Annotated in this window: 26 protein-coding genes; 11 read left to right on the top strand and 15 right to left on the bottom strand. The window is 73.2% G+C overall.

All coding sequences use genetic code 11. From position 1 onward, the window contains the following. The first annotated feature begins 41 nt into the window (after positions 1 to 41). Both ACQCO7_RS37560 and ACQCO7_RS37555 read left to right on the top strand, forming a co-directional pair. A complete protein-coding gene (locus tag ACQCO7_RS37560; RefSeq protein WP_464075996.1) occupies positions 42 to 629 on the top strand; it encodes a TetR/AcrR family transcriptional regulator in 588 nt (195 codons plus the stop codon). 106 nt (positions 630 to 735) lie between these two features. Beyond that, complete coding sequence (locus ACQCO7_RS37555) at positions 736 to 1,503, top strand: SDR family NAD(P)-dependent oxidoreductase (RefSeq protein WP_464075995.1); 768 nt, start codon at positions 736 to 738, stop codon at positions 1,501 to 1,503. 15 nt (positions 1,504 to 1,518) lie between these two features. On the opposite strand, the gene ACQCO7_RS37550 is transcribed toward ACQCO7_RS37555, so the two are convergent. Next, positions 1,519 to 2,760 carry an ROK family protein gene (locus tag ACQCO7_RS37550; RefSeq protein WP_464075994.1) on the bottom strand — a complete coding sequence of 414 codons (1,242 nt, stop codon included), beginning with the start codon at positions 2,758 to 2,760 and terminating at the stop codon, positions 1,519 to 1,521. Further along, entirely contained in the window at positions 2,757 to 3,452 is a 696-nt protein-coding gene (locus ACQCO7_RS37545) for an alpha-ketoglutarate-dependent dioxygenase AlkB family protein (protein WP_464075993.1), read from the bottom strand. The genes ACQCO7_RS37550 and ACQCO7_RS37545 overlap by 4 nt, the downstream gene beginning before the upstream one ends. A 66-nt stretch (positions 3,453 to 3,518) precedes the next feature. Here ACQCO7_RS37545 and ACQCO7_RS37540 point away from each other — a divergent pair, with 66 nt between their 5' ends. Further along, positions 3,519 to 4,655, top strand: coding sequence for a methyltransferase (locus ACQCO7_RS37540; protein WP_464077389.1), 1,137 nt, complete (start codon positions 3,519 to 3,521; stop codon positions 4,653 to 4,655). On the opposite strand, the gene ACQCO7_RS37535 is transcribed toward ACQCO7_RS37540, so the two are convergent. The 6 genes from ACQCO7_RS37535 to htpG all read right to left on the bottom strand — a co-directional run bounded on the left by ACQCO7_RS37535 (position 4,642) and on the right by htpG (position 12,523). Beyond that, positions 4,642 to 5,481 (bottom strand): class II fructose-bisphosphate aldolase, encoded by an 840-nt coding sequence (locus ACQCO7_RS37535; RefSeq protein ID WP_464075992.1) that lies wholly within the window; start codon positions 5,479 to 5,481, stop codon positions 4,642 to 4,644. The two genes, ACQCO7_RS37540 and ACQCO7_RS37535, sit on opposite strands and share 14 nt — an antisense overlap. A gap of 16 nt (positions 5,482 to 5,497) precedes the next feature. After that, entirely contained in the window at positions 5,498 to 6,367 is an 870-nt protein-coding gene (locus ACQCO7_RS37530) for an SIS domain-containing protein (RefSeq protein WP_464075991.1), read from the bottom strand. Positions 6,368 to 6,455: 88 nt separating this feature from the next. Further along, positions 6,456 to 7,268 carry an alpha/beta fold hydrolase gene (locus tag ACQCO7_RS37525; protein ID WP_464075990.1) on the bottom strand — a complete coding sequence of 271 codons (813 nt, stop codon included), beginning with the start codon at positions 7,266 to 7,268 and terminating at the stop codon, positions 6,456 to 6,458. A 100-nt stretch (positions 7,269 to 7,368) separates the two neighbouring features. Next, on the bottom strand, positions 7,369 to 7,929 hold the full coding sequence (locus tag ACQCO7_RS37520; protein WP_464075989.1) for an AMIN-like domain-containing (lipo)protein: 561 nt from the start codon (positions 7,927 to 7,929) through the stop codon (positions 7,369 to 7,371). Positions 7,930 to 8,051: 122 nt separating this feature from the next. Continuing rightward, positions 8,052 to 10,478, bottom strand: a complete 2,427-nt coding sequence (locus ACQCO7_RS37515) for an MFS transporter (RefSeq protein WP_464075988.1) — start codon at positions 10,476 to 10,478, stop codon at positions 8,052 to 8,054. A gap of 161 nt (positions 10,479 to 10,639) precedes the next feature. After that, entirely contained in the window at positions 10,640 to 12,523 is a 1,884-nt protein-coding gene (gene htpG / locus ACQCO7_RS37510; RefSeq protein ID WP_464075987.1) for a molecular chaperone HtpG, read from the bottom strand. A gap of 180 nt (positions 12,524 to 12,703) precedes the next feature. Between htpG and ACQCO7_RS37505 the strand changes: the two genes are divergently transcribed. The 4 genes from ACQCO7_RS37505 to ACQCO7_RS37490 all read left to right on the top strand — a co-directional run bounded on the left by ACQCO7_RS37505 (position 12,704) and on the right by ACQCO7_RS37490 (position 16,146). After that, positions 12,704 to 13,282, top strand: coding sequence for a hypothetical protein (locus tag ACQCO7_RS37505; protein ID WP_464075986.1), 579 nt, complete (start codon positions 12,704 to 12,706; stop codon positions 13,280 to 13,282). Between the two features lie 47 nt (positions 13,283 to 13,329). Further along, positions 13,330 to 14,640: an MFS transporter gene (locus tag ACQCO7_RS37500; protein ID WP_464075985.1), complete on the top strand. Its 1,311-nt coding sequence runs from the start codon at positions 13,330 to 13,332 to the stop codon at positions 14,638 to 14,640. A gap of 423 nt (positions 14,641 to 15,063) precedes the next feature. Then, on the top strand, positions 15,064 to 15,795 hold the full coding sequence (locus ACQCO7_RS37495; RefSeq protein WP_464075984.1) for a maleylpyruvate isomerase family mycothiol-dependent enzyme: 732 nt from the start codon (positions 15,064 to 15,066) through the stop codon (positions 15,793 to 15,795). 33 nt (positions 15,796 to 15,828) lie between these two features. Further along, entirely contained in the window at positions 15,829 to 16,146 is a 318-nt protein-coding gene (locus ACQCO7_RS37490) for a DUF6332 family protein (RefSeq protein WP_464075983.1), read from the top strand. Here the strand turns inward: ACQCO7_RS37490 and ACQCO7_RS37485 are convergent. The 3 genes from ACQCO7_RS37485 to ACQCO7_RS37475 all read right to left on the bottom strand — a co-directional run bounded on the left by ACQCO7_RS37485 (position 16,107) and on the right by ACQCO7_RS37475 (position 18,446). Further along, the gene (locus ACQCO7_RS37485) at positions 16,107 to 16,772 is read right to left on the bottom strand and encodes a response regulator (protein ID WP_464075982.1); all 666 of its coding nucleotides are present in this window, start codon (positions 16,770 to 16,772) and stop codon (positions 16,107 to 16,109) included. The two genes, ACQCO7_RS37490 and ACQCO7_RS37485, sit on opposite strands and share 40 nt — an antisense overlap. Then, positions 16,769 to 17,977: a sensor histidine kinase gene (locus tag ACQCO7_RS37480; protein WP_464077388.1), complete on the bottom strand. Its 1,209-nt coding sequence runs from the start codon at positions 17,975 to 17,977 to the stop codon at positions 16,769 to 16,771. The genes ACQCO7_RS37485 and ACQCO7_RS37480 overlap by 4 nt, the downstream gene beginning before the upstream one ends. A gap of 142 nt (positions 17,978 to 18,119) precedes the next feature. Beyond that, the gene (locus ACQCO7_RS37475) at positions 18,120 to 18,446 is read right to left on the bottom strand and encodes a hypothetical protein (protein ID WP_464075981.1); all 327 of its coding nucleotides are present in this window, start codon (positions 18,444 to 18,446) and stop codon (positions 18,120 to 18,122) included. Between the two features lie 93 nt (positions 18,447 to 18,539). Here ACQCO7_RS37475 and ACQCO7_RS37470 point away from each other — a divergent pair, with 93 nt between their 5' ends. Further along, entirely contained in the window at positions 18,540 to 19,010 is a 471-nt protein-coding gene (locus ACQCO7_RS37470; protein ID WP_464075980.1) for a MarR family winged helix-turn-helix transcriptional regulator, read from the top strand. On the opposite strand, the gene ACQCO7_RS37465 is transcribed toward ACQCO7_RS37470, so the two are convergent. Beyond that, complete coding sequence (locus ACQCO7_RS37465; protein WP_464075979.1) at positions 19,007 to 19,714, bottom strand: TetR/AcrR family transcriptional regulator; 708 nt, start codon at positions 19,712 to 19,714, stop codon at positions 19,007 to 19,009. The genes ACQCO7_RS37470 and ACQCO7_RS37465 overlap by 4 nt on opposite strands. Positions 19,715 to 19,863: 149 nt before the next feature. Between ACQCO7_RS37465 and ACQCO7_RS37460 the strand changes: the two genes are divergently transcribed. Then, positions 19,864 to 20,313, top strand: coding sequence for a nitroreductase family deazaflavin-dependent oxidoreductase (locus ACQCO7_RS37460; RefSeq protein ID WP_464075978.1), 450 nt, complete (start codon positions 19,864 to 19,866; stop codon positions 20,311 to 20,313). Here ACQCO7_RS37460 and ACQCO7_RS37455 read toward each other — a convergent pair. Further along, a complete protein-coding gene (locus ACQCO7_RS37455) occupies positions 20,303 to 21,562 on the bottom strand; it encodes a geranylgeranyl reductase family protein (RefSeq protein WP_464075977.1) in 1,260 nt (419 codons plus the stop codon). The two genes, ACQCO7_RS37460 and ACQCO7_RS37455, sit on opposite strands and share 11 nt — an antisense overlap. 192 nt (positions 21,563 to 21,754) lie before the next feature. Here ACQCO7_RS37455 and ACQCO7_RS37450 point away from each other — a divergent pair, with 192 nt between their 5' ends. Then, complete coding sequence (locus ACQCO7_RS37450; protein WP_464075976.1) at positions 21,755 to 23,110, top strand: M20/M25/M40 family metallo-hydrolase; 1,356 nt, start codon at positions 21,755 to 21,757, stop codon at positions 23,108 to 23,110. Positions 23,111 to 23,151: 41 nt separating this feature from the next. Continuing rightward, the gene (locus ACQCO7_RS37445; protein ID WP_464075975.1) at positions 23,152 to 24,150 is read left to right on the top strand and encodes a protein kinase family protein; all 999 of its coding nucleotides are present in this window, start codon (positions 23,152 to 23,154) and stop codon (positions 24,148 to 24,150) included. On the opposite strand, the gene ACQCO7_RS37440 is transcribed toward ACQCO7_RS37445, so the two are convergent. Both ACQCO7_RS37440 and ACQCO7_RS37435 read right to left on the bottom strand, forming a co-directional pair. Further along, the gene (locus ACQCO7_RS37440; RefSeq protein ID WP_464075974.1) at positions 24,108 to 25,163 is read right to left on the bottom strand and encodes an NUDIX hydrolase; all 1,056 of its coding nucleotides are present in this window, start codon (positions 25,161 to 25,163) and stop codon (positions 24,108 to 24,110) included. The two genes, ACQCO7_RS37445 and ACQCO7_RS37440, sit on opposite strands and share 43 nt — an antisense overlap. Positions 25,164 to 25,304: 141 nt before the next feature. Then, positions 25,305 to 25,499, bottom strand: coding sequence for a hypothetical protein (locus tag ACQCO7_RS37435; protein ID WP_010352981.1), 195 nt, complete (start codon positions 25,497 to 25,499; stop codon positions 25,305 to 25,307). Positions 25,500 to 25,673 lie beyond the last annotated feature (174 nt).

Below are 25,673 nucleotides of genomic sequence, written 5' to 3'. Positions count from 1 at the left end.
CTTAATTGACCACTCGTTCTCGAATGGCCTACGCTCCCCCCATGGCGAGGACCAAGGAATTCGACCCGGACGCCGCCCTCCAGTCCGCTCTGGACCTGTTCTGGCGGCGCGGCTACGAGGCCACCTCGATGGCCGACCTCGTCGAGCACCTCGGCATCGCCCGCGCCAGCATCTACGCGACCTTCGGCAGCAAGCACGACCTGTACCTGAAGGCACTGGACCGCTACAGCGACCTCAACCTCTCTTTTCTGGTACGGGAGTTGTCGGCACCGGGTCCGGCGCTGCCCGGCGTCCGGGCGGTCGTGCGGCGGTTCGCCGCCGAGGCCACCGGTGACCCCGGCCGCAGATGCGGCTGTTTCGTCGTCAACACGGCCGCCGAGCTGGCCCCGCACGACCCCGCCGCCGCGCGCCGCGTCGAGGCGGGCTGGGAGCAGCTGGAGACGCTGCTGCACTCCGCCCTCGTACGGGCCCAGGCGCAGGGCGAGTTGACGCGGGACCGCGATCCGCGCGCGCTCGCCCGGATGCTGCTGGTCTTCCTCCAGGGCCTGCGGATCATCGGCAAGGCGTCGGCCGATCCGACGGCACGGGTGCGGGACGCGGTGGAGCAGGCGCTGACGCTGCTCGACTGACGGTCCGCTCGACCGACACCGGCAACAGACATCCCCCGCCTCAGACACCTCCTGCCTCAGACACTCTCACCCTCATTCAAGACCGACCATTCTCGAAAGGTTCACCATGCCTCAGCCCCGTTTCTCCGGCCGCACAGCCCTGATCACCGGCGCCGGTTCCGGTATCGGCCGCGCCCTCGCGCTCGCCTTCGCCGCCGAGGGCGCGTACGTCGTCGCCTCCGGGCGCACCCGGACCGCGCTGGAGGAGACGGTCACGCTCGTCGAGCGGGCGGGCGGCGTCGCGATCGCCCAGCCGGCCGACGTGACGGACCCCGACAGCGTCGACGCGCTGATCGGGGCCGCCGTGGAACGGTTCGGCTCCCTGGACGTCGCGGTGAACAACGCCGGCATCGCCCGGGCCGGGCAGCCGCTCGCCGACACCGGCCTCGCGGACTGGCACGCGCTCATGGACACCAACCTGACCGGCCTCTTCCTCGCGCTGCGCGCCGAGGTACGGCAGATGCGCGCCCAGCCGCGCGGCGGCGCGATCGTCAACGTCGCCTCCACCCTCGGCGTCCACGCGCAGAAGCCGGGCTCGGCCGCCTACTCCGCGAGCAAGGCCGCCGTCACCTCCCTCACCCGGGGCGCCGCCCTGGAGCACATCCGGGACGGCGTCCGCATCAACTCCGTGAGCCCCGGCGCCACTCGGACCTCCATGTCCCTGCTGCCGGGCGAGACGGAGGAGGGCCGCGCGGCACGGATGAAGGAGCAGTCGCCGCTGGGCCGGGCCGTCACGACGGACGAAGTCGCCCGCGCCGTCCTGTACCTGGCGTCGCAGGACGCGGCCCCGCTGGTCGGCACGGACCTGGTGATCGACGGCGGGACGACCCTCTGAGCCGGCGCACCCCGCCTACGCGCTCACCGTCCCCAACGGATCGTCCAGCACCGGCTGCCACGCCAACTCGGCAGCTCCGACAAGGCTGTTGTGGTCCAGCGAACACGCGAGGATCGGCACCCCACCGCTCCTGCCCCACAGGCTCCGGTCGGCGACGACGGCCCGCAGCCGCTCCGGGTCGGCGTCGAAGAGCGTGCGGTGGAGCCCGCCGAGGATGATCCGGTCGGGGTTGAGGATGTTCACCAGCCCGGCGAGCCCCAACCCCAGCCGGTCGATGAGGGATTCGGCCGCCGCACGGACCACGGGGTCGCCGTACTCATCACGCACCAGCCGGTCCGCCTGGTGCAACAGCGAGCCCCCGGGCCCGGGTTCGCGCCCGGCGGTGGTCAACAGGGCCAGCGGGTCGGCCTCGACGTCGAGACAGCCACGGCTGCCGCAGTGACAGGGGCGGCCCTCGGGGTTCACGGTGAGGTGGCCGACCTCCAGCGCGAGCCCCGAACTCCCCGTGTGCAGACGGCCGTCGAGGACGAGCGCGCCGCCGACGCCCCGGTGTCCGGTAGCCACGCACAGCAGGTCGCGAGCGCCCCGCCCGGCGCCGTGCCGGTGCTCGGCGAGCGCCGCGAGGTTCACGTCGTTCGCGGCGAACGCGGGGCCCTCGACACCGGCCGCCGCGATCCGCTCGGCGAAGATCTCCCGCACCGGTGCCCCCACCGGCCAGGCCAGGTGAAGGGGATTGAGGGCGAGGCCCTCGGGTTCGGCGACGGCCGACGGTACGGCGAGCCCGGCGCCGACGCAGCGGCGTCCGCTGGTCCGCAGCAGCTCGGCGCCCGCCTCGACGACCGCGCTGAGGATCTTCGCCGGGTCCGCGTCGACCGCCTCGCAACTCGGGGTCGTCGCCACGATCCGGCCGCCCAGCGCGACCAACGCGGCCCGGAAACCGTCGGTATGGACCTGCGCGGCCAGCACCACCGGCCCGTCCTCGGCGAGTTCGAGCCGGTGCGAGGGGCGGCCCTGGGAGCCGGCGGCGGCCGTGGGGTGCGCGTCGACCCGGATCAGGCCGAGCGCCTCCAGCTCGGCGGCGACCGCGCCCGCGGTGGCACGCGTCACACCGAGTTCGGCCGTGAGGACCGCGCGCGTCGGCGCCCGCCCGGTGTGCACGAGCTCCAGCGCGGGCCCGAGCGCGCCGCGCCCCCGGTCCAGCCGCGCCCTTGAGGTGGTCCCTTCCCCCGCCGGCCGGGGGTCCGCCTTGCCGCTCATGAGAGCGAGTCTCCCATGATCCGCTCGGTGCCGTGGCCGTGCGCGAGACCGCTGACGCGCAGCGTCACGTTCAGCCGCCCCGTGAGCCCGAGCCCGGCCGGCGCCGTCCCCGGGAGCACCTTCGGCACCGCGTGGTACGCCCTCCGCGACGCCCCGCCGAACACGAACAGGTCCCCGCTGCGCAGCTCGACGTCCGTGTACGGCTTCCCCCGCGACGCGGTGTTCCCGAACCGGAACACGCACCGGTCCCCCAGGCTCAGCGACACCACCGGCGCGTCCGACCGCTCGTCGGCGTCCTGGTGCATGCCCATCCGGGCGTCGCCGTCGTAGAAGTTGACGAGGCCGATGTCGTACGCCGGGCCGGGCTCCGGCGGTCCGTCGTACGCCGCCGCGACCGCCCGCCGCCCCAGCTCCCCCAGCCAGGCGGGGAATGGTTTCACCGCGCTGCCGTCGCCGTCGACGGCCGTGCGGGAGTACGCGTACGGGTGCCAGTGCCAGCCCAGGCAGACCTGGCGGGCGGTCATGGTGCCGCCGCCCGGGGTGCGGACCGTGCGCAGGCCGGCGGGCGGGCGCGCCCACTCCCGGCACGCTTCGAGCAGGTCGCGCTGGGCGGGGGCGTCCAGCCAGTCGGGCACGTGCACGGCGCCCGGCGCGACCTGCGTACGTTCCCGGGGAAACAGCTCGTCGTCCATCGGACCATCCTGCCGCACCCGGTCTGAGCTGCGGTTCGGCTAGCCTGGCTGACGATGAACGACCGTATGACGACGCCGTGGGGCGAGCTGGAGCTGAGCCGCTACCCCGAGGACCCGCGCGACCGGCTGCGTGCCTGGGACGCCGCCGACGCGTATCTGCTCACGCATCTGCACGAGCAGGCGGTGCCGCTGACCGGCACGGTCGTCGTGTCCGGCGACCGGTGGGGTGCGCTGGTGACGGCGCTCGCGCACGCGGGGCCGACGCAGATCACCGACTCGTGGCTGGGCCAGGAGGCGACCCGCGCCAACCTCGCGCGCGCCGGTGTCGCGACCGGCGCCGTACGGCTGCTGACCTCGCAGGACCCGCCGCCCGCCCGTATCGACGTACTGCTCGTGCGCGTCCCGAAGAGCCTCGCCCTCCTGGAGGACCAGCTCCTGCGGCTCGCGCCGTCGCTGCACGCGGGCACGGTCGTCGTCGGCACCGGCATGGTCAAGGAGATCCACACCTCGACGCTCCGCCTGTTCGAGCGGATCCTGGGACCGACCCGTACGTCCCTGGCCCACCAGAAGGCCCGCCTGATCTTCTCCGCCCCGGACCCGGCGCTGGAGCGCCCGGCCAACCCGTGGCCGTACGGCTACACCCTCCCGGACGACGTCGGGGCCCTCTCCGGCCACCCGGTCGTCGGGCACGCGGGCGTCTTCTGCGCCGACCGCCTCGACATCGGCACGCGCTTCTTCCTCACGCATCTGCCCGCGACGACGGGTGTGCGCCGGGTCGTGGACCTCGGCTGCGGCAACGGCGTCGTCGGTACGGCGGTGGCGCTCGCCAACCCCGAGGCCGAGGTCCTCTTCACGGACGAGTCGTTCCAGGCGGTGGCCTCGGCGGAGGCGACGTACAAGGCCAACGGGGTACCCGGACATGCCGAGTTCAGGGTCGGCGACGGCCTCACGGGCGTGCCGGACGCCAGCGTGGACGTCGTCCTCAACAACCCGCCGTTCCACTCCCACCAGGCGACGACGGACGCGACGTCGTGGCGCATGTTCACCGGCGCGCGGCGGGTGCTGCGGCCGGGCGGCGAACTGTGGGTGGTGGGCAACCGGCACCTCGGGTACCACGTGAAGCTGCGGAAGCTGTTCGGGAACAGCGAAGTCGTCGCCGGGAACCCGAAGTTCGTGGTGCTGAGGGCGGTCAAGCGGAGCTGAGCACCCGGATGATCCGCGCGGTCTCCCGCGCCATCGCCTCCCGGCCCGCGCCGAGGTACGCACGGGAGTCCGCCGCGTCCGGATGCTCGCGCAGGTGCACGCGAATCGCCTCGGTCAGCGCGACGTTGAGGGCCGTGCCGACGTTCACCTTGGTGATGCCGCCCGCGACGGCGGCGGTGAGTTCGGGGTCGGGGACGCCGGAGGAGCCGTGCAGGACGAGGGGTACGTCGACGGCGTCCGCGAGCCGTTTCAGCAGGTCGTGATCCAGGGTGGCGGTGCGGCTGGTCATGGCGTGCGTGCTGCCGATGGCGACGGCCAGTGCGTCCGCTCCGGAGTCCGCGACGAACGCCCGCGCCTCACCGGGATCGGTACGGACACCCGGCGCGTGCGCACCCCGCTTCCCGCCGATCTCCCCCAACTCGGCCTCGATCCAGAGCCCTTGGGAGTGCGCCCAGCCGACGGCGCTCCGCGTAGCGGCGAGGTTCCCGTCGTACGGCAGGTGCGAGGCGTCGTACATCACGGAGCTGAACCCGGCGTCGGCGGCCTGCCGGAGGAGGCGATCGTCACGGACGTGGTCGAGGTGCAACGCGACCGGTACAGCGGCCTGTCGGGCAACGGCGAGAGCGGCGCGGGCGAGGGGGCGGACGCGGCCACGGCGGAACCCGACCGCGTTCTCGCTGACTTGGAGCACGACCGGCGCCCCGAGGGACTCGGCGCCTTCGACGACCGCCTCGACGTGCTCCAGGGTGATGATGTTGAACGCGGCGACGGCGGACCGGAGTCGGGCGGCGCGGGTGACGAGGTCGGCCGTGGTGGTGAGGGTCATCGTGCGCCTCCGGACGTCAGGGCGTGAGGATCACCGAACGCGTGAGGTGACGAGGCCGGTCGGGATCGAGCCCCCGGGCCGCCGCGACGGCCACCGCGAGCCGCTGCGCCCGGACCAGTTCGGCCAGCGGATCCAGCTCCCCCTGGACCCACAACGCCCCGGTGTCACACACCTGTCGGGCGAGCCCGTCGGGTGCCTCGCCGAACATCCAGGTCGCCGTCCCGGCCGCGCTGACGCTGATGGGCCCGTGCCGGTACTCCATCGCCGGATACGCCTCGGTCCACGCCAGCGACGCCTCCCGCATCTTCAGCGCGGCCTCGTTCGCGAGCCCGACGGTCCAGCCGCGCCCGAGGAACGTGAACTGGCCGCATCCGACGATCCCTTGGGGCAGCGGCTCGGCAAGTGCCGTACGGGCGTCGGATATTGCCGTGTCCGGGTGGAGGCCGAGGTGGGCGCGCAGGAGGGTGAGGGCCGTGGTGGCGAACCGGGTCTGGACGACGGAGCGTTCGTCGGCGTAGGCGAGGGTGACGACTGCGTCGGCGGCCGACGAGACGGGCGTGTCCGGGTCGGCGGTGACGGCGGTCGTGCGGGCCCGTCCGCGCACCCGCCGCAGCAGGTCCAGCACTTCCGTGGTCGTACCGGAGCGGGTGAGGGCGACGACGCGGTCGTAGGGCCGGTCGTACGGGAACTCCGAGGCGGCCCAGGCGTCCGTCTCGCCGCCCCGCAGGGCCGCTGCTGCCTGGGCCATGTAGTACGAGGTGCCGCAGCCGACGATCGCGACGCGTTCGCCGGGTGCGGGTAACTCGGCGTTGTGGTCGGCGGCTTGGGACACGGCGCGGGTCCAGCACTCGGGCTGGGTCAGCAGTTCGTCCTCGACGTGGGTCATGCCCCGCCTCTCCCCGACGACGATCGTCCCCGCACGGTACGGCGGCTCGGCGCGGGGCTTCAAGAACGCCTCGGCTTGTTCCTCGAAGTCAGCGGCCGGCGCCCCGGAAGAAGTCGAGCATCAACCGGTTGACGGCGTCCGGGCGTTCGAGGTAGCCGTAGTGGCCGCAGTCCTTGACCTCCCGGTACACGGCCCCGGGGATCGCGTCGGCGACCTCGCGGCCGAGCCTGGCGGGGAGGGCCGCGTCGTCGGCGAACCCGATCACCAGGGTGGGCGTCCTGATCTGCCGGTAGGCGGCCAACCGTCCTTCGGGGGCGTTGAGTTCGAGCTGGACGCGGCTGCCGGGGCCGGTGTCCTCGCGGGCGAACTCGAAGAGGTCCAGCCAGTCCTGGAGGCTCTGTTCGTCGTCGAGGGTGGCCGGGGAGAGGTTGCGCAGGGCGCGGTTCCAGGCGGTGTAGGCGGCGGGGAGCGTCAACCCCTCGGCGTACAGGGCGCGTTCGGCGGCGATCGCGGCCCGGCGGTAGGCGTCGGTGCGGCCGTGGGTGGCCATCAGGACGCCCTGGCTGACCAACTCGGGCCGGGCGAGCATGAGTTCCTGGACGACGTACGCGCCCAGGGAGGTGCCGACGACGCGGCACGGGCCGAGGCCGAGCCGCTCGATGAGGCCGGCCGTGTCGGCGACCATGTCGTCGATGGTGAACCCCTGCGGGCTCGGGTCGCTCGGCGGGATGCCCCGGTTGGTGAAGGTGATGACGCGGTGCCCGGCCGCCTTGAGCGCGGGAACCTGGTGGAGGTGCCAGACGCGCCCCCCGGCGCCTCGTCCCATCACCAGGACGACGGGGTCGCCGGTGCCCTCGTCGTCGTACTGGAGCCGGATTCCGTCGATCCGCAGGTCGGGCATGGTCCTCCTTCGCCGTGCACGTGCTCGTGCACAGTCAACCAGCTCGCCTGCGGGGCGGAGCCGGGGGCCGGTGCGGGACGACCGGCCCCCGGCGGGGGTCTCACCAGGAGTGCGCCACGTCGACGACGATCTTGTCCGTCAACTGCTGGACGCGGAACGGGAGTCGGGCCCGCAGGCCCAGCCCTATCTGGGTGTCGCCCTCGAAGCTGCTGGCGAAGCGGGTGTCACGGAAGGCGCTGTAGCCGGTGATGTCGACACCGGGGAGGGGCTGCCGGGCGCGGCCGGGGTAACTCGGCTTGCCCGTCTCGTAGTTGTAGCTGGGCGCCGAGACGCGGACCTCCAGGATCGCGCCGCCCGAGACGGGGATGAGGTCGCCGCTGCCGTCCTGGTACAGGGCGTCGACGTACCGGACGTTGTAGCCGATACCGGTGCCGCCGCCCGGTATGTCGAAGACCATGCGGTCGTAGCAGTCGTGCTGCCCGGTCCGGATGTTCGTCAGCGAGGCGTAGGTGGACGAGGAGGTGGACTTGTCGAGGCTTCCCCAGCCGGTGGGACAGGCGGCGACCGTCTCCCCCGTGGCCGCGGTCGCGGTGGTCGCCGCGGTACCGAGTGCCGTCACGGCGAGGGCCAGAGCCGCAACTGCCGCTGCTGTGCGTCGCATTGTTTCCCCTTGTGCGGATGCTGAGAGAGTGACGCACTGTAGGACGCCCCGGGCCCGCGAACGGTTCGGTGCGCGAACAGGTCCCGTGTACACGGCACTTCACACACGGGACCCGACAACTTCTACTCCGCGTGGGCGAGTTCGATGTCGTGGCCGTCGAGGTCACCGGCCAGGCTGACGCCGGTCGCGCGGGGCGGGTAGCCGGTCGCGATGACGGTGTACTGGCCGCTGTCGAGGTCGGAGAAGGCGTACGCGCCGTCGGCGCCGGTCGTGGTCGTGGCGACGACGTTCCCGGCGGCGTCCACCAGCGTCACCCGGGCGTCGCCGAGCGGGAACCCGGCGCCGCGCACGGTCCCCCGCACGTGCGCGCCGGGCTGGAGTTCGGCCTCGATCCGGGTGACGCCGGTGGCGGCGATCTCGACGGGGAGCGCGAGGGGCCGGTGCTTGGGCGAGCTGACGGCGACCGTGACCGCGCCGGGGACCAGTTCGGTGAGCGCGAACTCCCCGAGCCCGTCGGTGCGCGTCGTCGCGAGGACGTCGCCGCGCACATCGGTCACGATCACCACCGCCCCCGCGACCGGCGCGCCGCCGTCCGCGCCGCGCACGACGCCGGCGAGGCCGCTGCCGCCGCTCAGGAGGACGTCGTACGACACGGGCGTGGCGCCCACGACGACGGTGGTCGCCTGCGGCTGGAGCCCGTCGGCGGCGGCGAGCAGGACGTACGTGCCCTCACCGGGCGCCTGGACCTCGTACGTGCCGTCGGTCCCGGCGACCGCGCGGCCCAACTGCCGTCCGTCCAGGGAGATCAGCGTCACGGCGGCGCCGGGGACGGGGACGTTCTCGGCGCCGCGCACCTGGCCGCGCACCGGACGTCCGGTGCCGCCCGGGAGGCCGTCACCGAGGTGCGGGACGGTCGCGACGAGTTCGGCGACGGCGCGGGAGAGGGGGACGGCCACGGCGGCACCGATGGTGCGGGCGTCGGGAGTCGCGGCCTGCGGGCCCGCGCTCGCGGATGCCGGTGCGTTCGCTCCGTACGGCTGCGGTGCGGCTGCACGTGCATCCGGCGCGCTCGTCACCGGCTCGGTACCCGTACCGGCCTCAGTACTGGTACCAGCCTCGATACCCGTACCCGCCGTCCGCCGTCGCGGAATGAACGCCGCCACCACGAACGCCAGCACCGCCGCCCCCGACCCGGCCGCCATGACCACCTTGAACCCGTTCTCCGACGGCAGCGCCGCCCCGTGGAACCCGGTCGTCAGCTGCGCGAGGATCACCCCGGCGACGGCGCTGGCGGTCGACGTGCCGATGGAGCGCATCAGGGTGTTGAGGCTGTTCGCGGCGGCGGTCTCGGCCGGGTCCACCGCGCCCATGATCAGTGCGGGCATCGCGCCGTAGGCGAACCCGATCCCGGCACCGACGACGCAGGACACCAGGACGAGCTGCCAGACCTCGGACATCAGGACGACGCCGAGGCCGTAGCCGACGGCGACGATCACCGCCCCGGCCATCAGCGTGACCTTGGCGCCCCACTTCCTGGATATGAGCGCGGACACCGGGGCGACGGCCATCATCACGAGCCCGGTCGGCGCCATGACGAGGCCCGCGTCGAGGAGCGACCTGCCGAGTCCGTACCCGGTGGCCTCGGGGAGCTGGAGCAGTTGCGGCAGGACGAGGGACATCGCGAACATGGAGAACCCGAAGGCCAGGGACGCGAGGTTGGTGACGAGGACCTGGCGGCGGGCGGTGGTGCGCAGGTCCACCAGCGGTGCGGCGACCCGCAGTTCGAAGAAGCCCCAGCCGACGAGGACCACGACGGCGGCGGCGAACAGCCCGAGCGTCGTCCCGCTGGTCCAGCCCCAGTCGGCGCCCTTGGAGATGCCGAGCAGCAGGCAGATCAGCCCTGCCGCCATCCCGGCGGCGCCGGGGAAGTCGAAACGTCCACCGGTGCGCACCCGGGACTCGGGGACGAACGCCGGTACCAGTACCAGCGCGACGGCGCCGAGCGCGGCGGACGTCCAGAACAGCATGTGCCAGTCGAAGTGGTCGGCGATGAGCGCGGCGGCGGGCAGGCCGAGGGCGCCGCCGATGCCGAGGGAGGCACTCATGAGGGCGGTCGCGGAGCCGAGCCGTTCGGCGGGGAGTTCGTCGCGCATGATGCTGATGCCGAGCGGGATCACCCCGGAGGCGAGTCCCTGGAGGGCGCGGCCGACGATCATGGGGGCGAGCGCGTCGCTGAGCGCGGCGACGACCGACCCGGCGACCAGCGTCACCAGGCTGACCAGCAGCATCCGCCGCTTGCCGTACATGTCGCCGAGGCGGCCCATCACCGGCGTGGCAACCGCCGCGGCGAGGAGGGTCGCGGTGACCGCCCAGGTCGCGTCGGAGGCCGAGGCGTCCAGGAGTTTCGGGAGTTCGGGGACGATCGGGATGACCAGCGTCTGCATCAGCGAGACGACGATCCCGCCGAAGGCGAGCACCGCGACGACGAGGTTCACCCGGGGCGCGGGCTCCACCCCCGGCGCCACGGACCGGGGTTGAGCGTGGGACATGGTCGGGCCTCCGTGGGGGGATGTCGGGCCGGTACGCCGCCGACGAATGTACGCCCGATTGATTGACTTAAGCAACCAGAGAGTGGGGGGATTATGTGGGGAAATGAGCCGGGCGCGCACTCCGCGTTCGGAGTGCGCGCCCGGCCGGGTACGTCAGCGGGTCAGAGCGACTTCTCCAGCCGCTCCGCCACCACCCGTACGAACTTGCCCGGCTCCTTCGGCCGCCCGCCCTCGGCGAGGACCGCCAGCCCGTACAGCAACTCGGCGGTCTCCACGAGCCCTTCGCGCCGCGCCTCCTCCTGGTAGGCCCGGTTCAGGCCCTGCACGAGCGCATGCCCGGCGTTGAGTTCGAGGATGCGCTTGGCGGCGGGGATCTCCTGGCCCATGGCCCGGTACATGTTCTGGAGCGCGGGCGTGATGTCGTCCGTGTCGGAGACGACGCAGGCCGGGGAGACGGTGAGGCGGGAGGAGAGCCGTACGTCCTTGACCTCCTCGGCGAGCCGCTCCTTCATCCAGTCGAGCAGCCCGGCGTACTCCTCGGTCTGCTTCTCCCGTTCCTCACCGGCCTGTTCGTCGTCCTTCGCGTCGAGGTCGATCTCGCCCTTGGCGACGGACCGCAGCCGCTTGCCCTCGAACTCGGGGACGGCGTCGACCCATACTTCGTCAACTGCGTCGGTGAGCAGCAGCACTTCGATGCCGCGGGCCGAGAACGCCTCCATCTGCGGGGAGTTCTCGATGCTCTCGCGGGACTCGCCGGTCAGGTAGTAGATGTCCTCCTGACCGTCCTTCATCCGCTCCACGTACTCCTGAAGCGTCGTCAGCTCACCGGATTCGGCAGAGGAGTTGGTGCTCTCGAAGGAGCAAACCCCCAGCAGTGCGTCCTTGTTGTCGGTGTCGCTGAGCAGCCCCTCCTTGAGGACCGCCCCGAACTCCCGCCAGAACGTGGCGTACTTGTCGGCCGCGTTCGCCCGCATCTCCTTCACCGAGGAGAGGAGCTTCTTCGCGAGCCTGCGCTGGATCATCAGGATGTGGCGGTCCTGCTGGAGGATCTCGCGGGACACGTTCAGCGAGAGGTCGGCCGCGTCGACGACGCCCTTGACGAACCGCAGGTACGGCGGGAGCAGCGCCTCGCAGTCGTCCATGATCAGGACGCGCTTGACGTAGAGCTGGAGGCCGCGGCGGTAGTCGCGGGTGAACAGGTCGTGCGGCGCGTGCTCGGGCAGGAACAGCAACGCCTGGTACTCGAAGGTGCCTTCGGCCTGGAGGCGGATGGTCTCCAGCGGTGCGCGCCAGTCGTGGCTGACGTGCTTGTACAGCTCGTGGTACTCGTCGTCGGTGACCTCGTCACGCGAACGCGCCCACAGGGCCTTCATCGAGTTGAGCGGCTCGTCCTCGGCGTCGAGGCGGATCGGCCAGGTGATGAAGTCCGAGTACTTCTTGACGATCTGCTTGACCGTCCAGGCCGCCGTGTAGTCGTGCAACTGGTTGTCGGGGTCGGCCTCTTTGAGGTGCAGCGTGACGGCCGTGCCCTGCGGGGCGTCGTCGACGCTCTCCAGCGTGTACGTCCCCTCGCCGCGCGACGACCAGCGCGTACCGGCGCTCTCGCCGGCCCGGCGGGTCAGCAGCGTCATCTCGTCGGCGACCATGAAACCGGAGTAGAAGCCGATGCCGAACTGGCCGATCAGGCCCTCGACTTCGTCCCCCTCGCCGTCCTGCTCCTTCAACTCCTTGAGGAACGCGGCGGTTCCGGAGTTCGCGATGGTGCCGATCAGCTTGCCGACCTCGTCGTACGACATGCCGATGCCGTTGTCGCGGACGGTGAGCGTCCGCGCGTCCTTGTCCAGCTCGATCCTGATGTGCAGGTCGGTGGTGTCCGCGTCGAGGCTGTCGTCCCTCAGCTTGTCGAGACGCAGCTTGTCGAGCGCGTCGGAGGCGTTCGAGACGAGCTCCCTGAGAAACACGTCCTTGTTCGAGTAGACCGAGTGGATCATCAACTGGAGAAGCTGACGGGCCTCTACCTGGAACTCAAACGTTTCCGTCGCCATGATGCGCGCGTCCTCCCACATGCCGAATCAACCGGTTCACAAAAGCGAGAGCCACTTTAAAACACCAAGTGGGGGCGACATCGCAGGCTTTGAGCCGAGAACTGACGGGAGTCGGCCATGGGCGTACGATGCGCCGGGTTTCCTTCTTGGCCAATGCGCGGGCGGGACAAGGGCGTTGGGGTGGCAGGCGGGACCGCAGCCCGCCCTGTCGCCGACGCGAGGGAGGCGGCGAACCGCCGGGACGGGCGCCGGGTGACACCGACCGCCGACGCGATGCACGCCACGCCGCCGGACCAAGCCGCAGCGCCCCGGCGGGCGGCGGGCAGCGGGCAGCGGGCGGCGGGCGGCGGGCGGCGGGCGGCGGGCGGCGGGCGGCGGGCGGCGGGCGGCGGGCGGCGGGCGGCGGGCGGCGGGCGGCGGGCGGCGGGCGGCGGGCGGCGGGCGGCGGGCGGCGGGCGGCGGGCGGCGGGCGGCGGGCGGCGGGCGGCGGGCGGCGGGCGGCGGGCGGCGGGCGGCGGGCGGCGGGCGGCGGGCGGCGGGCGGCGGGCGGCGGGCGGCGGGCGGCGGGGTGAACTCCCCTGGTGCTGCCGGGTGTTGCCCCTCGGGGAGCGTCCGGATCGCGTTTCCCCAGACGGCCGGTACGGCAGTCTCGGCCGCCCCCGCGCCGCCGTGGCCGGGCCGCCGGTTCCCACCCGGCCGAGCACCTTCACCTCGCCCCGACCTGCACACCCGCAACACGCACGCCCCCGCGCAGAGTGACCGGCAACACTCTTGCCCCGCCCTCCCCGGCTCCCTAGCCTGAGTTTGTGCCGCCGATAAACAAACTCCGCTCGCGCAGCGTCGCGCCGAGCAGCGACCTCGGTCTTCTGCGGGTCGTCCTGACCGCGTTCTTCGCCGTGGACGGCTTCATGTTCGCCGGGTGGGTCGTCCGCATCCCCGACATCAAGGAACAGACCGGCGCCTCCGCCTCCTCCCTCGGCCTGGCCCTGCTCTGCGTGTCCGCCGGGGCGGTCGTGACGATGCTCTTCACGGGCCGCCTCTGCCAGCGCCACGGCAGCCACCTGATCACCGTGATCTGCGCGGTCCTGCTCTCCCTGTCGATCACCCTGCCCCCGCACGCCCACTCCGTCCCGACCCTGGGCGCCGTCCTGCTGCTGTTCGGCGCGGCGTACGGCGGGATCAACGTCGCCTTCAACAGTGCCGCCGTGGACCTCGTCACCGTCCTGCGCCGGCCGATCATGCCCAGCTTCCACGCCGCGTTCAGCCTCGGCGGCATGCTGGGGGCCGGCCTCGGCGCGCTGGTCGCGGGCAGCCTCTCCCCCGCCTGGCACCTGCTTCTCCTGGGCGCCGTCGGCCTCGTGGTCACCGCCGTCGCGGGCCGCACACTCCTGCGTCTGCCACCGGCACGCGCGCACGCGGGGGATCACGACAGGGCCGTACGACCGGTCCGCGCGCATGCGGAGGATCACGGCACGGCCGTACCACCGGCCCGTGCGCACAGGGACGACGGCAAGTCCGCCGCCCGGGACTCCCGCCCCGCCCCCGCGCCCGCCGGCGGCCCCCGCACCCGGCGCCTCGTGATCGTCTTCGGCCTGATCGCCTGCTGCACGGCCTACGGCGAGGGCGCCCTCGCCGACTGGGGCGCGCTGCACCTGCGCGAGGACCTGGACGCGTCCGCCGGGGCCGCCGCCGTCGGGTACTCGTGCTTCGCCCTGGCCATGACGGTCGGCCGCCTCTCCGGGACGACACTGCTGGAGCGGCTCGGACGCAGCCGCACGGTCGTCGTCGGCGGCACCCTCGCGGCGGCCGGGATGCTGCTGGGCTCGCTGGCCCCCGCGTTCTGGGCGGCGCTGATCGGCTTCGCCGTCGCGGGTCTCGGCCTCGCGAACCTCTTCCCGGTCGCCGTCGAACGCGCGGGCGCACTGGCCGGACCGCACGGCGTGGCCGTCGCCTCCACCCTCGGCTACGGCGGCCTGCTGCTGGGCCCACCGGCGATCGGCTTCATGGCCGACTGGCTCTCCCTGCCGACCGCCCTCACGAGCGTCGCCGTCCTGGCGGGACTGGCCGCGCTGATCGGGGCGGGCGCGGGGCGCGCGGAGCGCCGTACGACGACCTGAGCCGAACGCCCCACAGAGGTCGGGACGGAACGCCGGGCGCCTGCCGGAGCGGTGCGGCGCAGGGGCGCCCGCGCGGAACGAGACCCACCCGCCCGAGCGGCACGGTCCGCAACCACCTGCGCGGAACGCCACGCACGCGTCCAAGCCGCGCTGTCCGCAACCACTCGCGCGGAACACCCCGCACCCGCCCGAGCCGTACGATCCCCAACCCTCCGCACAGAACACCGAACGCCCGCCTGCACCGAGCGCCCCGCAACCATCCGAACCGATCACCCCTCGCCCGCCCGAGCCGCGCGGCTCACGACCGCCCGCGCGGACCGCCCCTCGCCCGCCAGAGCCAAGCAGCCCACGACCGTCCACGCAGGCCCCCTGGCCACCCCTATTGCGTGCCGTACACGCCTCCGGCCCGCCACACTCGTCCCCATGGAGACGAGCGAGTTCATCCACGTCCTCGACCGTGAGGGCCGCGCCCTGGCCGCTGCCGCCGAAGCCGCCGGGGTCGGCAGTGCCGTCCCCACCTGCCCGGAGTGGCGGGTGCGGGAGTTGGTGGAGCACACGGGGGTCGTGCACCGCTGGGCGCGCGCGTACGTCGCCGAGGGGATCGCCGAGCGGCGGCCCTTGGCTCCGGCGCCGCGCCTCGACGGCCCCGGCCTGCTGGACTGGTTCCGCGAGGGGCACCGCCTGCTCGTCGACACGCTCACCACCGCCCCGCCCGACACCGCCTGCTTCGCCTTCCTGCCCGCCCCCTCGCCACTCGCCTTCTGGGCCCGCCGCCAGGCCCACGAGACGGCGGTGCACCGGTACGACGCCGAGTCCGCGACCGGCGCCGAACCCGCCCCGGTCGCCACCGGCTTCGCCGTGGACGGCATCGACGAACTCCTGCGCGGCTTCCATGCGCGCGAGCGCAGCCGCGTCCGCACCGAGGAACCCCGCCTGCTGCGCGTACGCGCGACGGACGCGGACGACGCGGTGTGGACCGTACGCCTGTCCCCCGGCCCGCCGGTGACGGTACGCGCGAACGCAGCGGACGCCGACTGCGAACTCGCCGGTCCCGCCCGCACGTTGTACCTCGCCCTGTGGAACCGGTGCCCGTTCCCCGAGGTCCACGGCGACGGGACGCTGGCCACGCTGTGGACGGAGCGGTCGGCGATCTGACGGGGTGGCAGCCTCTGTGCGAGACTCGTCGGCATGACGGGGCATGGGGGACGCCGTACGCAGGCCGATCGGGACGCGATCACGGTGGAGATCGGGTACGCGCTGTTCAGCGCGGGGTTCGCGGCGGCGGTCGTGTTCGGAGCGGTGGCCGGTCCGGCGCTGCTCTTCGACCTGCCGGGTCCGGCGGAGAGCCTGCTGCTCAAGGCGGGCATCATGCTCGCGCCGGTGGTGTTCCTCGCACGGGTGATCAGCGTGCTGATGACCTTCACCGCGAACCGGTCCGGACGCGCGGACCGGGCCGCCCCCTCGGATCACCCCAGCCACCCGGGCCGCACCAACCCCGACTCGTAGGCCAGCACGACCAGCTGCGCCCGGTCCCGCACACCCAGCTTCACCATCGTCCGGCTGACATGCGTCTTCGCGGTGAGCGGGCTGACGACCAGCCTGCGCGCGATCTCCTCGTTGGACAGCCCGATCCCGACCAGCGCCATCACCTCCCGCTCCCGTTCGGTGAGCGGTGCGAGGGCGTCGGCGCTGGACGGCTCTTTCGAGCGCGCCGCGAACTCGGCGATCAGCCGCCGGGTCACGCCGGGCGAGAGCAGTGCGTCCCCGGCGACCACCGCCCGTACGGCGCGCAGGAGTTCGTCCGGTTCGGTGTCCTTCACGAGGAAGCCCGAGGCGCCGGAGCGGATCGCCTCGAAGACGTACTCGTCGAGCTCGAAGGTGGTGAGGACGACCACCTTCACGCCCTGGAGCGCCGTATCCCCGGTGATCCGGCGGGTCGCGGCGAGCCCGTCCAGCGCGGGCATCCGGATGTCCATGAGGACGACGTCCGGCGCCGCCTCCCGCACGGCCCGTACGGCTTCCTCGCCGTCCGCCGCCTCACCGACCACCTCGATGTCGGCCTGCGCGTCGAGCAGGGCCCGGAACCCGGCGCGGACGAGGGACTGATCGTCGGCGAGGAGTACACGGATCACTGGTCGCCCTCCTTCGAAGCAGAGGCATCCGAGGCCGGCGGCACCGAGGGCGCCCCCTCGGGAAGCGCCGTACCCCGTACCGGCAGCACCGCCACCACCCGGAACCCTCCGTCCTCGCGCGCCTCCGCCGCGATCGTCCCCCCGAGCGCCGCCGCCCGCTCCCGCATCCCGGCGAGTCCGTTGCCGCTGCCGCCGGCGTCCGCTCCGGTCGCCGGGCCGTCGTCGTCGACGACGAGCCGCAGGGCGCCGCCCGTCTTGTCGAGGCGTACGCGCGCGTGGCGGGAGCCGGAGTGGCGGACGATGTTGGTGAGGGCTTCCTGGACGATGCGGAAGGCGGCGAGGTCGGTGCCCGGGGAGAGGCGGGGCGGGGTGCCGTCGACCTGGACGGTCAGGCCCGCGTGGGCGGCCTGTTCGACGAGTTCCGGGAGCCGGTCGAGGCCGGGCGCCGGGGTGCGCGGGGCGTCTCCGGGGGCGCGGAGGGTGTCCAGGACCTGGCGGACCTCGCCGAGGGCTTCCTTGCTGGCGGATTTGATGGTGGTGAGGGCGGTGCGCGCCTGCCCGGGGTCGGTGTCGAGGAGGGCGAGGCCGACGCCCGCCTGGACGTTGATGACGGAGAGGCTGTGCGCGAGGACGTCGTGCAGCTCGCGGGCGATGCGCAGGCGTTCTTCGTCGGCGCGGCGCCGGGCGGCCTGGGCGCGTTCGGCGCGCTCCCGCGCCCACTGCTCGCGCCGGGTGGAGGCCAGTTCCGAGACGGCCACGATCACCGCGGCCCAGGCGGCGACGGCGAACTCCTGCGCCAGGGGCGCGGATCCGTCGCCGGACGGGGGCAGCCAGCGGTACAGCCACTGGGTGACCAGCAGGTGGACGGCCCACAGCATGCCGACGGCGGCCCACGCGGCCTTGCGGTGGCCGGCGACGACGGCGGCGAAGCAGGCGAGGGCGACGGTCACGAACACCGGCCCGTACGGGTACCCCGCGCCGAGGTACAGGGCCGCAGCGCCCGCCGTACCCCACACGACGGTCACCGGGCGGCGGTGGCGCCACAGGAGGAGTCCGGAGGCGGCGACGAGCAGCAGGCGTGCGAAGACGTCGAGGGGCTGGCGGCTGCCCTCCTGGCCGTGGGCCGCGTAGGCCGAGCCGATCAGCACGAACGCGGTGACGACGGCGGTCGACCGCCAGGGCCGGCGCCGGGTGTTCTCCGCCATGCGCGCCCACAGCGGCTCGTCCGGCCACCGTCGCGCTGTCCGCTGTTCCTCCATGCCGGCCACGCTAGACGGGTCGCGGGGTGCGGCACGTCCGCCGGGCGGAGCGGTCGTCCGTACTTCCCCGGGAGTACGGGGCGGGGCGTCAGCGGGCGGCAAGGTCCGCCTCCACGTCGGCGGCCATGACGGACAGGACCCGGACCGTGCGCGCGTACTCCTCGGGTGTCAGGCCGGTCAGGACCGTGCCGCGAGTGCGCTCGACCCGCTCCAGCGCCCGCGTGTGGATCGCGCGGCCCTCCTCGGTCAGGCCGAGGTCCGCGCCCCGCCCGGTCAGTCCGCGGGCGGCCGGCACCGCGAGCACCTCGTCGGGCCCGGGGCCGTTACCCGCGGTCCAGAACGGGGCCAGTGCCTCGTGAAGCCCGGCGCGGTCGAGGTGTTTGAGCCAGTAGCCGACAGGCCGATCCGTGGTCATGGGAACCCCCGTAGCTCCGATCCATGTACAGTGACATGCAGTTGCGTACCACTATGCATCGGAGGCCCCGTGCCCGACAACCCCATTTCGGACATGACAGCCATCGAGCGCGCTCTCGTCGCGCTCCGCCGGTCCCAGCAGCACCGCAACCCGGCCCGGCCGGCCGAGCTGCACGGCGAGAGAAAAGAAAGCGGGCGGCTGCCGGAGGCGGTGCTCGAACTGCTCGACGCGGTCGAGTCGGCCGCCGACCGGGGCGAGTCCCTCACGGTCACGGACGCGGCCACCGCGCTCGGCGTCGACCAGCCCCGCTCCAGCCGCCTCGCCGCCCAGGCCCTGGACGCGGGCCTGCTGCGCCGCGAGGCCGACCAGAGCGACGGCCGCCGCTCCCTGCTGACCCTCACCGACGCCGGCCGCGCGACCCTGGCCCACGTCCACGACATCCGGCACCGCGCGATCGCCGAGGCCATCGCCCACTGGCCGACCGAGGACCAGGACACCTTCGCCCGCCTCTTCCCGCGCTTCGTCCAGGACTTCGCCGCCCTGACCGAGCGGGACAGAACCTAGGCCGGCTTCTTCCCCAGGAACCCCACCCCGCGCGCGAGGCGCGTCGCCGCCTCGTGGAAGAACGGCTCGCGGTCCTCGACGACGCGGTGGAACTGGCCGAAGAGCTCGAAGCCGACGAGGCCGTAGAGCTGGGCCCAGGCGGCGACAAGAGCGGCGGCGACGCCGGGCGGGAGGTCGGGGGCGAGGTCGGCGGCGATGCGCTCGGCCTCGGGGCGCAGGGCGGGCGTGAGGGGCGGTTCGGCGAGGGCGCCGACCCGGTGGGCGTCGCGGGTGATGGCGATGAGGAGGAAGCCCACGCGCGCGGCGGCGGGGACGGTGGAGTCGGGCGCCTGGTAGCCGGGGACGGGCGAGCCGTAGATGAGCGCGTACTCCTGGGGCCGGGCGAGCGCCCACGCGCGGACGGCCTCGCAGACGGCGACCCAGCGCCGTACGGCGTCACCCTGGGCGATCCCGGCGTGGGCCTTCTCGGCGGACTCCCCGAGGCTGTCGTACGCATCGATGATGAGGGCCGTGAGGAGGTCGTCGCGGCTCGGGAAGTAGCGGTAGAGGGCTGAGGAGACCATGCCGAGCTCACGGGCGACGGCCCGCAGGGAGAGCTGGGCGGCGCCCGCCGCGGCAAGCTGTCTGCGGGCCTCCTCCTTGATGGCGGCGGTCACTTCGATCCGGGCGCGGGCTCGGGCCCCTGGAGAGACGTTACGGCTCATGCGGGCAAGTCTTCCACCAAAACGGAGCGGTGCACACATTGGAGAACGGCGAACAAAAGAGAGAGCACTGCTCTTGCATTGAGGGAACGCCTCGTGCAGACTCGGAGCCAGGAAACGAGAGCACTGCTCTCCGAAACTCGGGAGTCACCATGTCGCAGCCGTACTACCTCAAGGGCAGCCCCCTGAACGTCCGCCTCAACGGCGTCATCGGCTGGCTCGCCCGGCACGGTTTCAGCCTCGCCGGCACCGCCGAACTGTCCGTGAAGGGCCGCAAGAGCGGGCAGATGCAGCGCATCCCGGTGAACCCGCACACCCACGAGGGCGCGCAGTACCTCGTCTCCGCACGGGGCCACTCCCAGTGGGTGCGCAACATGCGCGCGGCGGGCGGCGGCGACCTGCGTGTCGGCCGCAAGGTCCGGGAGTTCACGGCCGTGGAGGTGGCCGACACCGAGAAGACCGCGATCCTGCGGACCTACCTGGAGAAATGGGGCTGGGAGGTCAACCAGTACTTCCAGGGGGTCACGGCGAAGTCGTCGGACGAGGAGATCGCCGCCGCCGCGGGCGACCACCCCGTCTTCCGGATCACCGTCAAGAACTGACCTCGGCCTCGTCCGGCACCTTGGGCCTCGGCTCCACCCCGATCAGCACGCGCTGCGCGAGCGGATGCGTACGGACCAGTTCGCCCAGGGTCGTCTTGCCGCGAGTGATCTCGGCGAACGCGCGCCAAGCGGGCCGGAAGCCGGTGAGGGCGGCGTGGAACAGGCCCGGACGGCGCTCGAAGGCGGCCAGCATGCGCTTGCCGACGCTCATCTCGACCCCGAGACCCGCCTTGACGGCGAACGCGTAGTTCAGGGCCTGACGGCGCGTGTCGACCGCGTCGTGCGCCTCCGCGATGCGCACCGCCCACTCCCCCGCGAGCCGTCCGGAGCGCAGCGCGAAGGAGATGCCCTCACGGGTCCACGGCTCCAGCAGACCGGCCGCGTCGCCGCAGACCAGCACGCGCCCGCGCGAGAGGGGCGAGTCGTCCGCACGGCAGCGCGTCAGATGGCCGGAGGAGACGCTCGGTTCGAAACCGGCGAGCCCGAGCCGCCCGATGAAGTCCTCCAGGTACCGCTTGGTCGCCGCGCCCTCCCCGCGCGCGGAGATCACGCCAACCGTCAGGGTGTCGCCCTTGGGGAACACCCAGCCGTAACTGCCGGGCATCGGGCCCCAGTCGATGAGAACGCGGCCCTTCCAGTCCTCGGCGACCGTCTCGGGCACCGGGATCTCCGCCTCCAGGCCGAGGTCCACCTGGTCGAGCTTCACGCCCACGTGCGCCCCTATGCGGCTGGCGCTGCCGTCGGCGCCGACCACCGCGCGCGCCAGCAGCGTCTCGCCGCCCTGGAGGACGACGGCGACGCTGCGCCGGTCCGGGACGGCCGAGCCGTGCTGCTCGACCCGCGTCACCGTCACACCCGTCCGCAGCTCGGCGCCCGCCTTCAGGGCGTGCTCCACCAGCTGCTGGTCGAACTCGGGACGGTTGATCAGCCCGAACAGCATCTGCCGGGACTTGCGCGTACGCGTGAAGCGGCCGTTGTTGGAAAACGTGACCGCGTGCACCCGGTCCTTGAAGGGCAGTTCGAAACCGGGCGGCAGACAGTCGCGCGAAGGGCCGATGATGCCGCCGCCGCACGTCTTGTAGCGGGGCAGCTCGGCCTTCTCCAACAGCAGCACACGCCGCCCCGTGACCGCCGCCGCGTAGGCGGCCGAGGCACCCGCGGGGCCCGCACCCACCACGACGACGTCCCACACCTGACGCGCGTCCTCGGTCTCACGCACGTCGTCCGCCGAAGAGTTCTCGCTGCTCACGATGGTCTGCTGCTCCCGATCCGGCCGCCTGTCGCACCTGTCCACCCGCATCCTACGGCGGAGATCGCCGAGGTCCTCCGGTGAGGCCCCGCAGGCCCGAGCGCGTACGCTCGGCTGCGAGATCCCCACCGTACGGACCCGTACGGACGCGTGCTCACCTCATCCAACGTCGCACCCACGAGGAGCGTGCCCATGTCGTCGAAATCGGTCGCCGAGACCGTCGCTTCCCTGATGCCCAGGGCGAAGGCGGAGCTGGCCGAACTGGTGGCCTTCCGGTCGGTGGCCGACTTCGACCAGTTCCCGCGCAGCGAGAGCGAGGCCGCCGCGCGCTGGATCACCGACACGCTCGCCGCGGAGGGCTTCCAGGACGTCGCCGCGCTGGACACCCCGGACGGCACCCAGTCCGTGTACGGCTACCTCCCGGGCCCCGAGGGCGCGCGCACGGTCCTGCTGTACGCCCACTACGACGTGCAGCCGCCGCTGGACGAGGCCGCCTGGGCGAGCCCGCCCTTCGAGCTGACCGAGCGCGACGGGCGCTGGTACGCGCGCGGGGCGGCCGACTGCAAGGGCGGCCTGATCATGCACCTCCTCGCGCTGCGCGCCCTGAGGGCGAACGGCGGCGTCCCGGTGCACGTCAAGATCATCGCCGAGGGCTCCGAGGAGCAGGGCACGGGCGGCCTGGAGCGGTACGCGGAGGCCCACCCCGAGCTGCTGGCCGCCGACACGATCGTCATCGGCGACGCGGGCAACTTCCGCGTCGGCCTGCCCACCGTCACGACCACCCTGCGCGGGATGACGATGCTCCGGGTGAGCGTCAGCACCCTCGGCGGCAACCTGCACTCCGGGCAGTTCGGCGGCGCCGCCCCGGACGCGCTCGCCGCGCTGATCCGAGCCCTCGACTCGCTGCGCGCGGACGACGGTTCGACGACCGTCGACGGGCTGACGTCCGACGCCCGCTGGGAGGGCCTCCAGTACGACGAGGGGCAGTTCCGGCAGGACGCCAAGGTCCTCGACGGCGTCGGCCTGATCGGTACGGGGACGGTCGCCGACCGCATCTGGGCGCGCCCCGCCGTCACCGTCCTCGGCATCGACTCCCCGCCGGTCGTCGGCGCCACCCCGTCCGTGCAGGCGCACGCCCGCGCGCTGGTGAGCCTGCGCGTCCCGCCGGGCACGGACGCCGCCGAGGCGACGAAGCTGCTGCGCGCGCACCTGGAGGCGCACACGCCGTGGCACGCGCGCGTGGAGATCGAACAGGTCGGCCAGGGCCAGCCGTTCAGCGCCGACACGACCAGCCCGGCGTACGCGGCGATGGCCGAGGCCATGGCGGTCGCCTACCCCGGCGAGGAGATGCAGTACGCCGGCCAGGGCGGCTCCATCCCGCTGTGCAACACCCTCGCCGCGCTCTACCCGCGCGCGGAGATCCTCCTCATCGGCCTCAGCGAGCCGGAGGCACAGATCCACGCGGTGAACGAGAGCGTGTCGCCGCAGGAGCTGGAGCGGCTGTCGGTGGCGGAGGCCCTGTTCCTGCTCAACTACGCGGCGAGCTGAGCCCATTGCGCGGTCGGGCGCGGACAGCCGCTCACAACGCGGTGTCCGCCGCCCTCGCCCGCCTGGACGACACCGAGCTGACCGCGCTCCTCGATACCGCCGACCCGCACGGCACGGGCGTGGGCGGCACCACCGCACGCGTGCGGGTCGCCGGGCGCCCGGTGTTCGTGAAGCGGATGCCGCTGACGGACACCGACCGCCACCGCACCACGGCGAACGTGTTCGGCCTCCCGCCCGCCTGCCACTACGGCATCGGCGCCGTCCCCAGCCCCGGGTTCGGCGCCTGGCGGGAGCTGGCGGTGTACGAGACGACCACCCGGTGGGCCGTCTCGGGCCGCTTCCCGGCCTTCCCCCTGCTGCACCACGCGCGCGTACTGCCCACCATCGCCCCGACGGCCGCCCCCGACGCCGAAGAGGCGGTGGCCTACTGGGGCCCGGCCGTCCGCGCGCGCATCGAGGCCCTGCGTACGGCACCGGCGAGCCTGACGCTGTTCCTGGAGCACGTCCCGTCCACCCTGCACGACTGGCTGCACGCCCACGTGCACGGGCCCGACGCGGACGCGGCGTGCGCTCTGGTGGGCCGTCAGCTGACGGCCCTGACGGCCTTCTTGAGAACGACGGGCCTCGTCCACTTCGACGTCCACTTCCGCAACGTCCTCACGGACGGCCGGCGCCTCTACCTCACCGACCACGGCCTGGCGCTCTCCCCCGAGTTCGCCCTCACCCCGGCGGAACGCGCCTTCCACGCCGCCCACCTGTCGTACGACGACGCCTACGCGCACGCGTACCTGGCCCGTTGGCTGGACACCGAGTTCCACGGCCGCGCCGACCGCCTGGCCCGCCTGCGCGCGTACGCGAAGGGGGCCCGGCCGGAAGGCATGCCGGACGGCGCGGCCGAACTGGTCCGGCGGCACGCCGCCGTCGGCGCGGTGATGGACGCGTTCGAGTCACGGCTGGGGCAGGACGCCACCACCGCGTTCCCGGCGGACGAAGCCGCTCAGCGGCCGTCTCCGGGCACGGGGACACCCGACTCCAGGTAGATCGCCGCGCCGCGCTCCCGGGCCCGCAGAGCCCAGCACAGGCGTTCGTAGCGGGCGGGAGGCAGGAGGTCGACGGCCTCGCGTTCGGTGACGAAGCGCCAGGCGCGCAGTTCGGGGCCGGGCAGCGACAGGTCCGCCACGGCCTCGGGGGCGAGGCGACCGCCGTCGAAGAGGAAGCGCAGCCCGCCGTACCGGGGACGCTGGGGCGGCTCCCAGTCGACGACCAGCAGCTCGGGCACGTCCGTCAGGCGTATCCCGGTCTCCTCCTCGACCTCGCGCATGCCCGCGCGTGCGGGCGCCTCGCCGGGTTCGACGACGCCTCCGGGAAACTCCCAGCCGGCCTTGTAGGTCGGGTCGACGAGCAGGACACGGTCGTCCTCGTCGAAGAGCAGCACCCCCGAGGCGAGCGTCTCCGCCGTCGGCTCGGGCGTCTGGACGATGTCGCACACCGGAACGGCGCCCGTCCCGACCGCCTCCGCGATCCTCAGGGCCGTCTCGTACGGCGTGAGGGCGCCGGTGTCGATGAGGTGGGCGTCGGCCGTCAGCCAGGCGGCGAGCGCCGCGCGGTACGGCTCGATGTGGTCGTACGCCCACTGCCGTACCCGCATCTCGCCGTCCGGCAGGTCCGGCGGGACGGGGCGGTCCGCTATGCGTTCACGCAGGATCGTTTCAGCCGGGGCGAGGAGCACATGGCGTACCGGTATGCGGCGGGCGGCGAGGCCGCCGAAGATCTCGTCGCGGTACTCCTGGCGCAGCAGCGTCATGGGGACGAGCAGGGTGCCGCCGACCTCGGCGAGCACGGCCGCGGCCGTGTCGATGACGAGCCTGCGCCAGATCGGCAGGTCCTGGTAGTCGCCCACCTCGGCCAGGTGCTTGGCCGGAAGCAGGTGCGGGAGCGCGCCGCCGACGAACTCCGGGTCGAAGAGCGTGCTGTTCGGGATCAGATCGTTCAGTTCCCGTGCGGTGGTCGTCTTTCCCGCACCGAACGCGCCGTTGATCCAGACGACGGTCACGATTCCCCCCTCTTCCGTTGGCCCCCTGAGGCTTGCCCGCTCCACCCTGCCACGGAAACCAGTTCCCGTTGAGGACCAGGGAGAAGCACCGAGGCGCCGGCCCCTGAGGGACCGGCGCCTCGCGCTCGCGTACGGCTTTCGTCAGCCGCCCTGCCCGAGCGCGTTGTCGTCGACGGCCAGACTGTCGTCGGCCACCGTGTGGTCGAGCTGGCTGAGCGTGTCCCCCACGTCGAGCCCCCCGAGTTTGTCGTGGTCCGCCCCGTGCGACGGCGTGATCGCGGCGACGACGAACCCGGTGGCCAGGGAGGCGATGGCAAGCATGCTGCGCTTCTTCATGCCCACTCCAACGCCCCCGCCGGGCGAGAGGTCACGCACGGGGTTGACGAGGACAGGGCGCACGGGCGGGGAACACGCCCCGGACAGGCACGCACGCGTGGCGCATCGCCCCGTACCCGAACCGCACGTCCACGCGCACGTGCAGGGCCGTGCCGGACCCGAACCACACCTCCC

The organism is Streptomyces saintjeani, from assembly GCF_055409605.1.
The sequence above is the reverse complement of the archived record's forward strand: the minus strand, read 5'-3'. Positions and strand labels throughout refer to the sequence as shown.

What these genes read in the sequence shown, in the direction of transcription:
- ACQCO7_RS37475 (WP_464075981.1), bottom strand. Translation starts at nt 18,446, where the DNA reads ATGACCACGGATCGGCCTGTCGGCTACTGGCTCAAACACCTCGACCGC.
- ACQCO7_RS37540 (WP_464077389.1), top strand. Translation starts at nt 3,519, where the DNA reads ATGACGACGCCGTGGGGCGAGCTGGAGCTGAGCCGCTACCCCGAGGAC.
- ACQCO7_RS37545 (WP_464075993.1), bottom strand. Translation starts at nt 3,452, where the DNA reads ATGGACGACGAGCTGTTTCCCCGGGAACGTACGCAGGTCGCGCCGGGC.
- ACQCO7_RS37520 (WP_464075989.1), bottom strand. Translation starts at nt 7,929, where the DNA reads ATGCGACGCACAGCAGCGGCAGTTGCGGCTCTGGCCCTCGCCGTGACG.
- ACQCO7_RS37460 (WP_464075978.1), top strand. Translation starts at nt 19,864, where the DNA reads ATGTCGCAGCCGTACTACCTCAAGGGCAGCCCCCTGAACGTCCGCCTC.
- ACQCO7_RS37525 (WP_464075990.1), bottom strand. Translation starts at nt 7,268, where the DNA reads ATGCCCGACCTGCGGATCGACGGAATCCGGCTCCAGTACGACGACGAG.
- ACQCO7_RS37470 (WP_464075980.1), top strand. Translation starts at nt 18,540, where the DNA reads ATGACAGCCATCGAGCGCGCTCTCGTCGCGCTCCGCCGGTCCCAGCAG.
- ACQCO7_RS37480 (WP_464077388.1), bottom strand. Translation starts at nt 17,977, where the DNA reads ATGGCGGAGAACACCCGGCGCCGGCCCTGGCGGTCGACCGCCGTCGTC.
- ACQCO7_RS37535 (WP_464075992.1), bottom strand. Translation starts at nt 5,481, where the DNA reads ATGACCCTCACCACCACGGCCGACCTCGTCACCCGCGCCGCCCGACTC.
- ACQCO7_RS37555 (WP_464075995.1), top strand. Translation starts at nt 736, where the DNA reads ATGCCTCAGCCCCGTTTCTCCGGCCGCACAGCCCTGATCACCGGCGCC.
- ACQCO7_RS37495 (WP_464075984.1), top strand. Translation starts at nt 15,064, where the DNA reads ATGGAGACGAGCGAGTTCATCCACGTCCTCGACCGTGAGGGCCGCGCC.
- ACQCO7_RS37515 (WP_464075988.1), bottom strand. Translation starts at nt 10,478, where the DNA reads ATGTCCCACGCTCAACCCCGGTCCGTGGCGCCGGGGGTGGAGCCCGCG.
- ACQCO7_RS37560 (WP_464075996.1), top strand. Translation starts at nt 42, where the DNA reads ATGGCGAGGACCAAGGAATTCGACCCGGACGCCGCCCTCCAGTCCGCT.
- ACQCO7_RS37530 (WP_464075991.1), bottom strand. Translation starts at nt 6,367, where the DNA reads ATGACCCACGTCGAGGACGAACTGCTGACCCAGCCCGAGTGCTGGACC.
- ACQCO7_RS37490 (WP_464075983.1), top strand. Translation starts at nt 15,829, where the DNA reads ATGACGGGGCATGGGGGACGCCGTACGCAGGCCGATCGGGACGCGATC.
- htpG (WP_464075987.1), bottom strand. Translation starts at nt 12,523, where the DNA reads ATGGCGACGGAAACGTTTGAGTTCCAGGTAGAGGCCCGTCAGCTTCTC.
- ACQCO7_RS37465 (WP_464075979.1), bottom strand. Translation starts at nt 19,714, where the DNA reads ATGAGCCGTAACGTCTCTCCAGGGGCCCGAGCCCGCGCCCGGATCGAA.
- ACQCO7_RS37450 (WP_464075976.1), top strand. Translation starts at nt 21,755, where the DNA reads ATGTCGTCGAAATCGGTCGCCGAGACCGTCGCTTCCCTGATGCCCAGG.
- ACQCO7_RS37435 (WP_010352981.1), bottom strand. Translation starts at nt 25,499, where the DNA reads ATGAAGAAGCGCAGCATGCTTGCCATCGCCTCCCTGGCCACCGGGTTC.
- ACQCO7_RS37550 (WP_464075994.1), bottom strand. Translation starts at nt 2,760, where the DNA reads ATGAGCGGCAAGGCGGACCCCCGGCCGGCGGGGGAAGGGACCACCTCA.